We start from the raw sequence: 15,509 nt of genomic DNA, 5'->3' as shown, positions 1-15,509 counted from the left end.
AGAGTCTTGGTTCGTTGCAACAAAAACGCAACGCTGCCAGCGGCACATAATCCTATGTCAGAAGACGCCTTCCCTGAAGAAACACCAAAGCCTGACGATCAGATCGTCGCGGCCCATGCCAACGGACATTTTTATTCGCCGATCGTGAATCCGTCGGAGATCGCTGCGCAAACCGACCGCATCTGGCCAGTCGAACCCAAAGTGCTCGGCATCGATTTCAACGATGCCAGTCACGAGCAGATATTGAATGAGGTTTTCCCGCGTCATATCGCGGCATACGACTATCCGGAACTGCTCGACGAGTCGCCGGATCTAACTCAGTTCTACACGCAGAACTCGCAGTTCAGCTGGCTCGATGCGCGCACGCTTTTTGTGTTGTTGCTCGAGTGGAAACCAAAACGATTCGTTGAAGTCGGATCGGGATTTTCGACCTTACTCGCCGCCGATGTGAACCGTCGCCATCTCGACAACAGCATCGATATCACGTGCATCGAACCTTATCCGCGCGAGTTCTTGCGCCAGGGCATTCCCGGCATATCGAAACTGCTCGAACAGAAAGTACAGGACGTGCCGCTGGCGGAATTCGAAAAGCTGCAAGCGGGCGATATTCTGTTCATCGATTCTTCGCACGTCGCGAAAACCGGCAGCGATGTCAATTATCTGTATTTCGAAGTGCTGCCACGTCTGGCCGCGGGCGTGATCGAGCGTGATCGTGCACATCCACGATATTTTTCTGCCGCATGATTACCCGCGCGATTGGGTGTTCGTCAACAATCGCAGTTGGAACGAGCAATACCTGCTGCGCGCATTGTTGATGCATTCCACCGCGTTCAAAGTGCGCTTCGGTTGCTCATACGCACACTGGCGTTTTCCCGATCGCGTGCGCGACGCGCTAAGCAACGGTCATTCGTATGCAGGCGGAAGTTTCTGGATGCAGCGCATCTAGCGCAGTCATCGAACGCGATTCAAAGATCCGGCGAAAATAATCGCCGGACTATTTGGCTCGTGCGCTGCGCTGCTCATCCAGCGTCAGCGCCACCTTGTCGCGCAGATACACCGGTAACGCGAGTTCTGCGGCAACGCCGTTTCCCGCCAAAGCCTGCGGCAACGCGAGTTCGACGATCGCGCGCGCCTGCGGGAAACGCGCGCCGTCGGCGAAGATCGGCGCTGCACCCAGACGCAATTCGAGCAACGGTGCGTACGTCGCCCAGCCACTACCAACCACACACCAGCGTGGATGCGACGGCACGACGACAAGTTCGGCATGGCCGACAGTTTCATCGCCCTGCAGATGCACAAGACCGTCGGCGCCGCGCGTGAATACGCCGGCATAGATTTCGCCCATGCGCGCATCGATCACCGCGAGGATCGGCATGCCGTGATCCGGCGCGTGCTGTGCCAAAGCGGCCAGCGAGGAGACCGGAATCACCGGCACGTCCAGCCCGAGCGCAAGACCTTGCGCCACTGAAATCGCCAGGCGCACGCCGGTGAATGCACCGGGGCCGCGACCCACGGCGATGACATCGATGGCGCCGCGCGCGAGTCCGGCTTCGGCCAATACCGACTCGATCATCGGCAGCACCAGTTCGGCGTGACGACGCGGCGCGAATTCACTGCGCTCGATGATCGCACCGTTGCAGGACAAGGCCACCGAGCAGCATTCGGTAGCGGTTTCAATGGCTAGAAGGTTCATGGACATATTCTCGCATCTCTGTTGACGTTCGACACCTGACTGTTATGCAAAGCCGCTACACAACCTTGCGTTGCGACATTGCGTACCAATCGACGCGCCGGGTCAGGAACATCATCGCCGCGACCGTGATCAGCAGCGCCAGCGCACCCATCAGCAGCGAATATTGTTCGCTCACCACCAGCACATAGAACAACCCATAGATCAGCGACAGCAGCGATGCCAGCAGCAGTCCTGCGCGCCACGTGCCGAGGATCGCGCCGATGTAACCACCGATCATCACGACCACGGCAATGGCCGCGGCGAGGTACGCAAACTTGAAACCGATCTGCTCGGACAACGCCAGCAGCACGACATAAAACGTCGCCAGCGCCACGCCGACCAGCAGGTATTGCAACGCATGCACACGCAGGCGTTTGAGCACTTCACACAGGAACACCGCGATGAACGTGAGCGTGATCACAAGCAAGCCGTATTTGCCGGCACGCACGTTTTGCTGATACACGCTGGCGGGTTGATACAGCGCAAAACCGAAACTCGTATTGGCAAATGCCTGCGTGCCTTCTCGTGATTGTTCCCAACGCTGACCGAAGCTGCGATTGATATCGAGTACCTGCCAGTGCGCGTTGAAATGATCCTTGTCGATGTCGCTTTTATCCGGCAGAAATGCGCCACCAAAACTCGGGTTTGGCCACGGTGCGGCAAGATTCACCTCGCTGGTGCGCGCCAGCGGCAGTACATCGAAACGTTCGGTGCCGGCGGCGACCATCTCGATATAGACATCAAAATCCTTGCTGCGCAACGTGCTCAGATCGATCGAAGTCGCAACCGAAGTGATGCCGACCACGCTCTCGCTGCCCGAGCGAAAACGTGCGTCGATACCATTGATGCGGAACACCGAAATACTGCGCAGTCCACGTACATCGCTCAGCGGCAAACGCAACTCGGCGCGTTGCCATTGCCATTGCGCATCGTCTTTTTCCAGCGCGGCGAAATCGCTCGCGACGAAACGTGCATGCAGCTTCAAAGTCGCGCTGTAGACCGGTGCGGAATAGATGCCGTAATGCCGCTCATCGACCGCCAGCGTGCCGTCGATTTTCAGCGCATCGGCGAGCAGAATTTCCGCGCGTTCGACCGTGACATATTCCTTGTCGTTGGCAATGCGAACATGTTTTGGTATCGCCAGCACCGGGCCACCGAGCGTTTGCTGCGTGCCCCAGCCTTGCGCAATCTGCGCGAGCGCCTGGCGCCGTAAGTCCTGCCGCTCGCTGATCAGACCATCCACCTTGAGCAGTGGAATCAGCATCAGTAACGCGAGGAAGCCGATGCCGAGCGCCTTGAATGTCGGGTTATGAAAGACTGCGGGATTCATGCGTCACCTCGTTAAGTTCGAGGTGTAATTGCAACCCGCAGGTGAGGCGCAAGCGTGGCGCGCAGCGGACGTTGTTGGGGCGAAGTTATGACACCGCGAAAAATGCGCCGTCACACTTACTCGCCGATACTGATCTGTTTTTCCTGATGATTGCCGACGTCGAGCAGGCGCTGTCTCACGTGCGGATCGATCTCGAATTTCGCATTGATCGCAGTCGCCGCTGCGGGAATCGGCAAGCCTTGTTTGTCAGCCGCGCGCCAAGTCGTCCACAACCCGTCGATCTGGCTTTGCCGCGTCGCTTCGGGCGCGGTGAAATCAAAATTCTGCAGCCCGGATTGCAGGCCGAGATCGATTTGCTGCGCGCGCAATTTTTCATCGAGTGCCTGCAGGCTGTTGCGCGCAAACCGGCGAATCTCGGGATAACGATCGTTCATCGCAGTGAACAAATACGGCGCGAGCGACATGCGTTGTCGCGCATCAATCCCGGTCGCGGCGGTGCCCATCTGATACGCGGCGACAGCCTTCTGCACGGGATCACCGGACAGCAAAGTCGCGGGCAAATCGGCCAGTGCCGTATCGACGCCATCAGCGCGCGCTGCGACCGATCCATCGCCGCGCCCCCACAGGGTTTTGATCTGCTGCGCCGCCCATACCGGGGAGTTGTCGGCGTGGCAATTCGTGCATGCATCGGGCCGCGCATTCGCCGAATCACTGGCCGGATCGGGCACTGCAATACGATGGCTGCGATGGATCGTCATCACGCCATAAACCGCATTCGGCATATGGCAGTTGTAGCAGTTCGAGCCGGCGCTTTCGGCAGGATGATGCGTATGCGCCGTGACATCTTTCGCGAGTTTGTCATGACACCGCAGGCACGGCGCATTGCCCAGATTTTTCTCGGTGATCTGCCCGGCGCTATCGCCACCATGCATGCTGTGGCAGTTGATGCACGTCAGATCTTTCGATTGCAGATAACACTGCGATTGCAGCAGCCCTTGGTACTCGTACGCAGTCAACCGCGGCGTGCCATCGTTCCAGAAGCGGGCCGAGAAAAGCGTCGATGCCTTGCCCGGCGGCACGGTATCTTTCCAGATCGGTTGCACCGACGCATTCAGATCATCACCGGCGCGATACACCGGCCCGCTGCTGATCCAGTTTTTCATCACGCCGACATCTTTCGGCATGCGCTGGCCGTGGCATTGACCGCACACCTGCGTGCTGCGCTCGGCACTGAGACCGTGCGGATTGACGATGGTGGGATCGCTCGCGCCACTGAGCTGCAAGGTCCAGCGGCGCAGCATGCTCGCATTGCGCTCGACATGTTCGCTGCCCGGGCCATGACAACTTTCGCAGCTGATACCGAGTTCGGCGACACGCGAGTCGTAAGTCGAATCGCGATTCACATCGATCGCTTCACCGCGCCGGCTGCGCGCGATCAGCTCGGGATAATTTTTCATGTTCGGCTCGGGGCCGGTGTTGTGGCAATAGATGCAGTTGTTGTTCCACGGCCCGATATGTTCGTCGAACGGTTTGTCGTCCGGGCCGAGGAACACCGCATTCATGTGCACCCAGCGCTGCTCGGCGATATGCCACAGATAATGCAGCCGATAATACGTGCCGCTGTTCGCATCGAACGTCAGGTACTGCTGATAACGATGCGAGCCGACCGTGCGTTGCACCGCCACGGTGTTCTGGATCGCGCCGGTGGCCGGATCGTGATACTCGAAAAAATACTTGCCGCCGCGCGTGATCGGGCGCACATCGCCGCCCCACTCGGTCAGCGCCTGGCCGTCGAATTTTCCGAGCACGGCCTGCGGCGTGGCGTCCTGCGTCATCGTGCGATGGAAGGTTTTGTACCAGCTCGCATGGCGATCCTCGTGGCAGGTTTCGCACTGCGCCGAACCGACCCAATGCGCGCTGTCCATCGCAAACGGCGTCGCTATTTCCGCACGTGTCGCGTCGATCGCATGCCACAACCAACCCGCCAGCGCGACGGTCATCACAACGCCGACAGCGGCGATCAGGCGGAGCGAATTTTTTACGCCGGGTTTCATCGTTCGAACACGTCGCCGAAAAACGCCTGCACATCGGCCAGCTCGCGCGTCTGCGGCAGCGGCGGCAGGCTCTGCAGAAAGATTTTGCCATACGCGCGTGTGGTCAGACGCGGATCGCACAGCACTAGCACGCCGCGATCGCTGACATCACGAATCAACCGCCCTGCGCCTTGCTTGAGCGCGATCACCGCGGTCGGCACCTGCCAGTCGAAAAACGGATTGCCGCCTGATTCGCGCATCGCATTCAGGCGCGCTTCGAGCACCGGATCGTCCGGCGCGGCAAACGGCAATTTATCGATGATGACGCAGCTCAGCGCCTCGCCTGACACATCCACGCCTTCCCAGAAACTTGCCGCACCGAGCAGCACGCCGTTACCGGCGGCGCGGAATTCGGTGAGCAACTGATGCCGTGGCAACGTGCCTTGCACAAACAGCGGATACGGCAAGGTATCGCGTAACAGTTCCGCCGCGAGCTTCAACGCGCGGTGCGAAGTGAACAGCAAAAATGCACGGCCGCGCGACGCTTCGAGCACCGGTCGCGCCATCGCGATCACACGCGCGGTGTAGTCCGACGCGTTAGGGTCGGGCAATCCGCGCGGCAGATATGCAAGCGCCTGACGCGTGTAATCGAACGGACTCGGCAAGCTCATCGCGACCGGATCGTCGAGGCCGAGCTGGCGCGTGTAGTGATCGAACCTGCCGGCCACCGACAAAGTCGCCGAGGTGAAAATCCACGCCGCATGCGTCGAATCGCGCAACGCGCGCAGCGGTGGCGCCAGATCGAGCGGCGTCGCGTACAACTGGAAACCTTGCGGCGTGAGTTCGTACCAATGGATCCATTCCGCGTTGTCGTGCGCCTCGACTTTTTCGTAGCGTGCGAGCAGATCGCGCGCGCGTTCGGCGCAACTTGCGAGGCCGCGACTGCGCTCCTCGTGCAGCACGAGCGCATCCATCAAACCCGAGAGAGCTTCATGCAGAGCATCGAGCTCGTGCATCAATTCCGGTGTCGCCGCGATCTGCGCAAAACTGCCGCGCAACGGCAAACGATCGAACGCCAAGCGCACTCGTCGCACCGCCGGTGTGATCGCTTCAATCACCGCTAGCATCGGCGCGAGCGCACCACTCACCGCACCGCATTCCGCGAGGGTGTCGTTGGCGAGTTCGCTGAGTTGGCGCGAGCTCAAGCTGGTCGAAAAAAATTGTCCGGCGAGCTCCGGAATCTGATGCGCTTCGTCGAGAATGAACGCATGCGCGCCCGGCAGGATTTCGCCGAAACCTTCCTGCTTGATCGAAAGATCGGCGAACAACAAATGATGATTGACGACGACGAGATCAGCCTCTTGCGCCGCGCGTCGCGCCTTGACCACAAAACACTCGCCGTACTGCGGACAATCCGCGCCGAGGCAGTTATCGGCGGTCGAGGTGACGCGCGGCCACAGCTGCGAATCCTCCGGCACTTCGATCAATTCGGCGCGATCGCCGCTCGCACTGCGCGCGGCCCACGTGCGCATGCTGTGCAATTGGCTGGTCTGCTCGCGCGACGGAAACCGTCCGTCCTTGACCGCCTGGTCGAGTCGATGCAGGCAAATATAATTGGCGCGACCTTTCAGCAAACTCGCCTTCAACCGCGCGCCGAGCACCTTGCGTACGAGCGGCAGATCGCGATGAAAGAGTTGATCCTGCAGCGTCTTCGTGCCGGTCGAAATGATCACTCTTTTGCCCGACAACAGCGCCGGCACGAGATACGCAAAGGTCTTGCCCGTGCCGGTGCCGGCTTCGGCGATCAGGCAGTCGCGTTCGGCGATCGCCTCGGCCACCGCCGTCGCCATCTGCTGCTGCGAATCACGCGGCGCGAAGCCCGGAATTTCGCGCGCGAACGGGCCGTCCGGGCCGAGCAGTTCGGCGCTATCCGATGAACTCATGCCGGGATTTCCGAACGCGTATCAGCGCAAGTGCTGGCGATGGTTGTCTCGCCCAAAAAACGCCCAGCCGATATCACATGCGCACCGGTCGATCGACTCGGCAACTCGGCAGCTGCGCCTTGGCCTGCGCCGCACCAGCACTGTCTTGCAAGGCATTACGTGCTTCGATCAGGGTCTGGATGTTGCGCGCGCACAGGCTGCCGTTTTTCGGGCCGTGATCGTAGGATTGTTGAGCTAGTTTTGCGGCCGCTTCGTAATGTTTGTGGCCGATTTCGAGCTCGGCCTGATACTGGATAATTTCCGGCGAGCCATGCGACAAGGTCAGCGCACGCTCGGCCAGAGCCATCGCCTGATCGTAATGTTGCTGGATTTCCTGCGAACGCGCTTGCTGCATCAAACCGTCGATGGCTGGATCGCGCAGCGGATGCACTTCGAGATCGGACGTGAATTTTGCACCTGCATCGCGGATCGCGGTCACCGTATCGGGCACGTCGAGTTTCGGCGCTGCTTGTTGCGCCGGCGGTGGTGGCTGCGTGCAGGCGGCGAGCGCCGTTGCCAGTAATGCAAGCAGTACACGATGGATGGTGATTCGATTCGAAACGATATGCATGAAAATATTCCTCGATCGGATTTCTGGATGGATCATGGCGACGTATTCGGGTTGCGGCTGAACAGGGATTTTATCTCCTGCCACGTGCAATGGTCGGTTTCCTGCGGCGCATATCCGGTCAGGAACGGCAGCTCGCGCGCACCCTTGCATTCGGCATCGGTGCGCTGACCGTTTTGCGGATTGACCCAGGTATATTCGAGACCATCCCGCGGCAATAGCAGCGGACTCGACGGCAATTTTCGGAACAACGCCGACCACACTTTCAGCGCGCCGGTCGCGCCCATCAAGCTGGTGACCTTGTTGTCGTCACGGCCGACCCAGACCACCGCGAGATGCTCGCCGGTGAAACCGGCAAACCACGAATCGCGTTGCGAATCGCTGGTGCCGGTCTTGCCCGCCGCATGCAGATATCCCAAGCCTTGATCGGTCACCGAATGCGCGGTGCCGGCGACCACGACTTGCTGCATCGCGTAACTCGTGAGGCGTGCGGCGCTGACGTACTCGCCCGCACCGGCCTTGATGCTGTAACGCGTGAGTGGTTTGCCCTGCGCGTTCAGCACACCACGCACCGCGCGCAGCGGCAAGGCATGACCATCCGCCGAAAAATACGTGTACATGCGGGCGACATCGAACGGCGTGAGATCGATCGCGCCCAGCAGCAGACTCGGATTCGGATTGACCGAGGTCAGGCCGAACGATTCGAGAAATCCCTTGACCTTGGGCAGGCCCAACGTCAAGCCCAGATGCACGGTGGCGAGGTTATACGAATGCATCAGCGCATCCATCAGCGGCACCGCGCCATGCGCCTCGTGCTCGGCATTCTGCGGCATCCAGTGCGAGCCGTCGGCCTGCGGAATATCCACCGCAGTGTCATCGAGCGACGACACCAGCGAATAACGTTGCGGCTGCGACAGCGCGACCAGATAGACGAATGGCTTCACCAGCGAACCGATCGGGCGCTGCGCAAACAAGGCGCGATTGAAGCCTTGCTCATCGGCGGCGCGCGAGCCGATCAACGCTTGAACTTCGCCGTCGTGCGCACCGGTGACGACCATCGCGCCTTCGAGTTCCGGCTGACGTTTCGCCAGCGCATCAAGCTGGCTCGCGAGCGCCTGTTCCGCGAGCAATTGCGAGGCTGGCGCAAGCGTCGTGTGGATGCTCATGCCGACCTTGCCGAGCGCGGCGTCGGCGTAGTCGCGTGCAAGTTGCGCGCGCACCAGATCGAGAAACGCCGGGTAACGATTTCGCGGCAAACCTTGTCGATCTGGCACGCCGAGCGGCGCGGCGCGCGCCTTCGCCAATGCCGCATCGTCGAGCAAACCGGTATCAGTAAACATCTGCAACGCGATATTGCGCCGGCTCAATGCATGGTCGGGATTACGCCGCGGATCGTAATAACTCGGGCCTTGCACCATGCCGACCAGCAGCGCAATTTCCGGCGTGCTCAGCGATTTCAAGTCGCGGCCGAAATAGAATTCCGACGCGGCGGCAAATCCATGCACGGCCTGCCCGCCTTGCTGGCCGAGAAAAACTTCGTTGATGTACGCCTCGAGAATGCGCCGCTTGTTGTAGCGCGCCTCGATCAGCAGCGACAACAGCGCCTCGTTGAACTTGCGCGTGAAACGCTGGCCGCGATCGAGAAACAGATTCTTGACCAGTTGCTGCGTCAGCGTGCTACCGCCTTGCACGACGTGACCAGCGCTGAGATTGGCGAGTGCGGCGCGCAGGATCGACCATACCGCGATGCCGTGGTGATGATTGAAATCGCGATCCTCGACCGCCTGCAAGCCGGCCACGAGCAGCGGCGGTACTTCGCCGAGATGGACGATGCGGCGTTCTTCCTGCTCGGTGCCATAAAGTGTAGCGATGCGCGCCGGATCGATGCGCACGCTGCTCAGTGCGGCGCCGGTGGCAGCATCCTTGAGCGTGCTCACGCTGTTGGCAGAAAGCACGACTTCGATGCGACGCTCGGCCTCGTGACCGTCGAGATAATCGAAGGCGCGACGCGCGATCAGGTAACGGCTGCCGTCGTGCGAAAACGTACCGGTCGTGCGCGCGCCGGGCTCGCTGGTGTAGCGCGCGGCATCGAGCTCCAGATCGAGCGCTTCGGCGCTCATCGCGAGGCCGGGTTTCAGCTCCAGCGGCCGCGCGTAGACGCGGCTCGGCAGATCCCAACTCAGATCGTCGAAGCGCGCGCGCACCTGGCCATCCAAATACGTCGCATACGGACCGACGAAACCGAGGAACAAGCCCAGGCCCAGCCAGAACGGCACGCGCAATACGCGCCAGGCCAGACCCAGCAGTGGCAGAAGAGAGTCGCGAACAGTCAAGCGGCACGATAAGACTGAGAAATCCAGTGTGCAGTGTAACCGAACAGGCGCGCATTGCCTGCGTTCCACACTGGTAGCCGGGCGATGCATCCGCGATAATGGCGGCCCGTGTCCAATGCCCTCGTGAGGTCATCCCCCGAATGTCGCATCGCTACGCTTTTGCACTTGTATTTTCCCTTGCAATGACGTGCGTCGCGCATGCCGATTTTCGCATCGATTACAGCGCTACCCGCGGCCACGGCGATCTCGGTGTCTTGAGTTTGGCGAATGGCAAATTGCGCGCCGAGCCGGATCGCGGCAGCGCCCATTTCGATACCTCGTCGAGCGCGATTCTCGACCCCGCGAATGCCGATCTGATCGTGCTGGATCGCGCGCAGCATCGCTATACGCGCTTCGATCGCGAAACCTTGAATCAGGTATCCGGGCTGGCCAGCCTGCTCGGCGCGCAAGACCCTTTGCAATTGAAGGTGCGACCCAACGGCGCGCATGAACAGGTATCGGGACACGCCTGTGACGTTTATCGCATCGATCTTTTCGGTGAACATTATGCCGACTATTGCATGGCCGATGCGCGCGAACTCGGATTGAGCGCGAGCGATATCGCCCAACTCAAACGCGGCATCGACATGGCGCACGATCTACTCGGCTGCATCGGCGGAAATTTTGCGACCAGTGTTTTCGCGGGCGGAGGTTTGCCGGTAAAACTGGTCAGTTATCGCGGCGGCAAGGTCATCGGCATCTCGGAACTTAAATCCGTCAGCACAGCGAAAATTTCGGCGAGTGAAGTGGCGATTCCCGGCGGTTATCGCGAGCAACCGATCGATCCGTTGATGTTCGCGCCGGATTGAATGTCGCACGTTTTCGCGCCTTGTTGCGCCCCCATCCTTATCTTGAAGAATTTCCCTGACTATGCCGACAGCGTCTAGCGCAAGAGTCTGCATCCATGCCTGTGGCGAACGCGATTCGGCGTGGCTGGAACACTGCATTACCCGCTTGCCGAACGATATTCGCATCACCGTGGTCGGCGCGCTCGCACCGATCACGATAGCTGGACGTTTGCTGGATTCGCTCGCGGCAAATATCGGCAGCGATGATGTCGCAAGCGTGTTGCGCGCTTGCGCTACGGCGTACCCCGGCGACGATCTCGTGCTGTTGCGCGCGGGTACTCTATTGCCGGAATTCTCGTTTGAGCGCATCACCCGCGCGTTGCAAGTTGACGACGTGCTCGCGGTATCCGCACTGGACAATCTCGATGCATTACGCGCGCCGCTACCGGCTGGCGCGCAGTCCGATGTATCGCCCGCCGAGATCGACCGGCTGTGTTATTTGTACAGCCACAAGCAGTACCTGGATTGCGCCAACATCTCGCCGTTGTTGAGCGCGTGGCACGGACCTCGCCTGCGTACAGCGGGCTTGGTGGCGCTGGAAAATCTATCGGTGCCAGCCGCATTCGCACCACTGCGTGCGGTGTTGCTCGACCATCTGTACGTGGCCGCGCCCGGTCGAATTTTGCATGGCCCGAAACTTCCGCAACCCGGCACGGATGCCGATACTTCATCTGCGCTTGGCGAGTTGCGCGAACAAGTCGCTGCTGCACTTTTACATGACCGGGGCGCACGTGCATCTGGATTTCCGGGGCTCGACGCGAAACCCGTGATCCTGCATATCCTGCATGGTTGGGGCGGTGGTGCCGAGCGTTTTGTGCGCGATCTCGCCGCTGCGGATTCGGCGCGGCATCATCTGGTACTGATCGCACGCGGCAATTCGGTGCGGCGTTGTTTCGGCGAAGCATTGGAATTACTCGCCGGCGATTTTTCGCAACCGCCATTGCGCCGCATCACCTTGCCGAACGCGATCGCCGATACCGCATTGCACGATGCCAGTTACCGCGATTTCCTCGCCGCGATCGTTCGCGAATTCTGCGTCGATGCACTGATGGTTTCATCGCTGATCGGACATAGCCTAGATGCACTGCGCACCGGTTTGCCGTTGCTCATCGTCGGTCACGATTTTTATCCGCTGTGGCCGATTCTGCATCGCGATTTCGGCGACGCGCAGCTGCGCTTCGATGAAACGCAACTGGTAAGCGATCTCAACAGCGCGAATGCGAAGCTCGAATTTGCGAATCGCGATCCCGCGTATTGGCAGCGCTTGCGCGAGCAATATGTCGAGGCATTGCTGCGGGCCTCGGCCACGTTGGCAGCGCCGAGCCGCTCGGCGCTGGCGAACCTGCTACGGATCGAGCCGCGTCTGAAATCGCTGCGCAATCAGGTCATCGGTCACGGCCTCGCCGCATGGCCGGCGAGCGCGCCGCTGCCACTGGCCGAACCGCCGCGGCGCACGCGCTTGCGGCTGGTCGTGCCGGGTCGGGTGCGGCGCGGCAAAGGTGCCGAACTGCTGCGCGCCGTCTTGCCAAAGCTGCGTGAGTTTGCGGAGATTTTCCTGCTCGGCGCCGGCAAGGACGGCGAGGAATTTTTCGGTGAGCCTGATGTGCACATCGTGCTGAATTACCAGCGCGACGAACTACCCGCATTGATCGCGAAAATAGCACCTGATGCGGCATTGCTGCTGCCGACCGTGGCGGAAACTTTCAGCTATACCTTGTCGGAAATGTGGAGCCTCGGCGTGCCGGTGGTCGCGACCGAAGTCGGCAGTCTGGCCGAACGTATCGAAGATGGCGTGAGCGGCTGGTTGGCGCCGGCGAACGTTGTCGCGATCAACCGCGTCATTGCGCATCTCGATGAAGATCGCGACAGCCTCGAACAGGTTCGCTTGAATCTGATCGGGCACGTTGAAAAATCATTGCAGGCCATGGGCGCGGAATACCGCACGTGGTTGCCGTTGCCGCAAGTCACGATCGCGCGTTATGCGTTGCAGGCGGTGAGCAACGAACGTCTTGTGATTGCCGAGTTGAGTACGCATCTTGGCGACAGTGTGCGTGCGCAAACCACGCTGTCGACAAAACTCAAGACACAACAAGCCGAGCTCGAAAAACGCAGTGACTGGGCCACCGGCCTGGACCGCGAACTGAAGCAGGCCGCGCGCATCCTCAAGCAGCGCGAGATTGAAATCGACGAACGCACGGTCTGGGCGAATTCGCTGCAACGCGATATCGAATCGGCGCAGGATGCGTTGACCACCTTGCACGCGGAATTCGACGAACGCACGCGATGGGCGCTGGCGCAGCAAGCGGCGATCGCGCAGCTCGACGAGCAGATCAATGCGCTCGAACGCATTCGTATGCAGCAAGAACGTGACCATCTCGAACTTGAGCAACAACGCGACCAAATTCGCGAGACACGCGACGAATATGCACGCCAACGCGACGAATTTGAAACCGAGCGCAATCGCCTGCTCGCGAGCCGTTCGTGGCGTCTCACCAAACCGTTACGCTGGTTCGCCCGGCGCATACGCAATGCACGCATACGTCTCGTATTTCTGCTCACGCGTTTGCGCAGCGTGCATGGTCGCGTGCGCGGCTCGCTGGCCCGTCGCGGCCTGAAAGGCACGATCGCGCGCGCGGCGCAGGAGCTCAATCAGGATTCACCGTTCGCGCCGCTCACCGTCGTCGAGGCCCCGACGCAGGATTTCGCGCCTCACGCCGTGCCGACCAGCGGCAGTCCGACGGTATCCATCGTCATTCCGGTCTACAACAAATTTGCATACACCGATGCGTGCCTGCGCTCGCTCACCGAACATGCCGGCGCGACCGCGTTTGAGGTGATCGTCGTCGATGACGGTTCGAGCGATGACACCGCGGCGTGTCTCGTTTTGATCGAAGGAATTCAGACGATACGCAATAGCGAAAATCTCGGTTTCGTCGGCTCGTGCAATGCCGGGGCGGCGCAGGCACGCGGCGAGTTTGTGCTGTTCCTCAACAACGATACCGTGGTCACGCCAGGCTGGCTCGAAGCACTGGTCAATACCTTCGCCGAAGAACCGCGCGCCGGGCTGGTCGGCGCCAAACTCGTCTATCCGGATGGTCGTTTGCAGGAGGCCGGCGGCATCATCTTCAGCGATGGCTCGGGCTGGAATTACGGGCGTTTCGAAGATCCCGCCGCACCGCAATTCAATTATCGCCGCGAGGTCGATTATTGCTCGGGCGCGGCGATCATGTTGCGTCGCGCGCTGTTCGAACAGCTCGGCGGATTCGACATGCGTTACGCACCGGCATATTACGAAGATACCGATCTCGCATTCGCGGTGCGTGCCGCGGGCTTGAAAGTTATCTACGAACCGCGCGCGACCGTGGTGCATTTCGAAGGCATAACGTCAGGCACCGATATCGGCAGCGGCATCAAGCGCTATCAGGTGATCAACCAACAGAAATTCCTCGACAAGTGGAGCGCCGCGCTGGCATTCCAGCCCGCGCCTGATACGCGTATCGAGATCGCGCGCGAACATCGAATTGGTGGCCGCGCCTTGATCATCGATGCGTGCATGCCGGCGCCGGATCAGGACTCCGGCTCGTTGCGCATCGTCAACCTGATGCGCGTGCTGATCGATCTCGACTACAAGGTCAGCTTCTTCGCCGACAATCGCGCCTACGACGAAAAATACACGCCACCACTGCAACAACTTGGCGTGGAAGCGCTGTATCACCCCTACCTCAACGACACCGTGCGATTTTTTCGCGAGCACGGCAGCCTGTTCGATGTGATCGTGATTTCGCGCCACTACATCGCGGTCAACTACATCGATCTGGTGCGTTTGTACGCACCGCAGGCGCGGCTGATTTTCGATACGGTCGATCTGCATTATCTACGCGAGGAACGCGCCGCCGCGCTGATCGAAAGTGCCGACATCGCACGCGAAGCGGCCAAGACCAAGGTGCAGGAACTCAGGCTCATGCGCGACTGTGACGTCACGCTCGTGGTGAGTCCGGTCGAGTGTGAAATCCTCGAGCGCGAGGTGCCGGAAGTCCGTATCGAAGTGTTGTCGAATGTGCACGAAGTATTCGGTTGTCGGCGCGCGTTTGGCGAGCGTCACGACTTGGTGTTTGTCGGCGGTTTCCAGCATCCGCCGAATATCGATGCCGTGCAGTTTTTTGTGCGCGAGGTGTTTCCGCACGTACGCGCGCAGTTGCCACACGTGCAATTCCATGTGATCGGCAGCAAGGCGCCGGCGGAGATTCTCCAGCTGCAGGCTGAGGGTGTGATGGTGCACGGATTTCTGCCCGACATCACGCCGTACATGGATGGCTGCCGCCTGTCGATTGCGCCGCTGCGTTACGGCGCCGGGGTCAAGGGCAAGGTGAACATGGCGATGAGTTACGGTTTGCCGGTCGTCGCCACCGCCATTGCGGTGGAAGGCATGCACGTGCGCAACGGCGAAGATGTGCTGGTCGCTGATGACCCGCAAGAGCTGGCGGCCCTGATCGTGCGCGCCTACAACGATGAGACCCTGTGGCAACAATTATCGATGAATGGGCTGGAGAATGTGCGCCAGCATTTTTCGTTCGATGCGGCACGTCGTGCGGTCGAGACGATCCTGCGCAAGTAAGCCGTCAATGCGCCGCCGCGACCTTATCG

General features: G+C 60.4%; 10 protein-coding genes. 4 read left to right on the top strand and 6 right to left on the bottom strand.

The features are described 5' to 3' along the window. Positions 1–54: 54 nt before the first annotated feature. Both ELE36_RS04145 and ELE36_RS04140 read left to right on the top strand, forming a co-directional pair. Positions 55–744 carry a class I SAM-dependent methyltransferase gene (locus tag ELE36_RS04145; protein WP_129831890.1) on the top strand — a complete coding sequence of 230 codons (690 nt, stop codon included), beginning with the start codon at positions 55–57 and terminating at the stop codon, positions 742–744. Continuing rightward, the gene (locus ELE36_RS04140) at positions 713–946 is read left to right on the top strand and encodes a hypothetical protein (protein ID WP_165371469.1); all 234 of its coding nucleotides are present in this window, start codon (positions 713–715) and stop codon (positions 944–946) included. Before ELE36_RS04145 ends, ELE36_RS04140 begins: the two co-directional genes overlap by 32 nt. A 48-nt stretch (positions 947–994) precedes the next feature. Here ELE36_RS04140 and tsaB read toward each other — a convergent pair whose 3' ends face one another. The 6 genes from tsaB to mrcB form a co-directional block, all read right to left on the bottom strand. Then, entirely contained in the window at positions 995–1,693 is a 699-nt protein-coding gene (gene tsaB, locus ELE36_RS04135) for a tRNA (adenosine(37)-N6)-threonylcarbamoyltransferase complex dimerization subunit type 1 TsaB (RefSeq protein ID WP_129831888.1), read from the bottom strand. Between the two features lie 55 nt (positions 1,694–1,748). Beyond that, positions 1,749–3,062, bottom strand: coding sequence for a cell envelope integrity protein CreD (gene creD, locus ELE36_RS04130; RefSeq protein WP_129831887.1), 1,314 nt, complete (start codon positions 3,060–3,062; stop codon positions 1,749–1,751). A 116-nt stretch (positions 3,063–3,178) separates the two neighbouring features. Further along, positions 3,179–5,116 (bottom strand): cytochrome c3 family protein, encoded by a 1,938-nt coding sequence (locus tag ELE36_RS04125; protein ID WP_129831886.1) that lies wholly within the window; start codon positions 5,114–5,116, stop codon positions 3,179–3,181. Further along, positions 5,113–7,038, bottom strand: a complete 1,926-nt coding sequence (gene yoaA, locus ELE36_RS04120) for a DNA repair helicase YoaA (protein WP_129831885.1) — start codon at positions 7,036–7,038, stop codon at positions 5,113–5,115. Before yoaA ends, ELE36_RS04125 begins: the two co-directional genes overlap by 4 nt. A gap of 73 nt (positions 7,039–7,111) precedes the next feature. After that, positions 7,112–7,648, bottom strand: a complete 537-nt coding sequence (locus ELE36_RS04115; protein ID WP_129831884.1) for a tetratricopeptide repeat protein — start codon at positions 7,646–7,648, stop codon at positions 7,112–7,114. Positions 7,649–7,680: 32 nt separating this feature from the next. Next, positions 7,681–9,978 carry a penicillin-binding protein 1B gene (gene mrcB / locus ELE36_RS04110; RefSeq protein WP_242512355.1) on the bottom strand — a complete coding sequence of 766 codons (2,298 nt, stop codon included), beginning with the start codon at positions 9,976–9,978 and terminating at the stop codon, positions 7,681–7,683. A 182-nt stretch (positions 9,979–10,160) separates the two neighbouring features. Between mrcB and ELE36_RS04105 the strand changes: the two genes are divergently transcribed. Next, positions 10,161–10,826: a DUF4412 domain-containing protein gene (locus ELE36_RS04105; protein WP_129831882.1), complete on the top strand. Its 666-nt coding sequence runs from the start codon at positions 10,161–10,163 to the stop codon at positions 10,824–10,826. Between the two features lie 61 nt (positions 10,827–10,887). After that, positions 10,888–15,480, top strand: a complete 4,593-nt coding sequence (locus ELE36_RS04100; RefSeq protein ID WP_129831881.1) for a glycosyltransferase — start codon at positions 10,888–10,890, stop codon at positions 15,478–15,480. Positions 15,481–15,509 lie beyond the last annotated feature (29 nt).

The organism is Pseudolysobacter antarcticus (genome assembly GCF_004168365.1).
GTDB classification, from domain to species: domain Bacteria; phylum Pseudomonadota; class Gammaproteobacteria; order Xanthomonadales; family Rhodanobacteraceae; genus Pseudolysobacter; species Pseudolysobacter antarcticus.
Note: the sequence above shows the minus strand (reverse complement) of the source record. Positions and strands in the feature narration are given on the sequence as shown.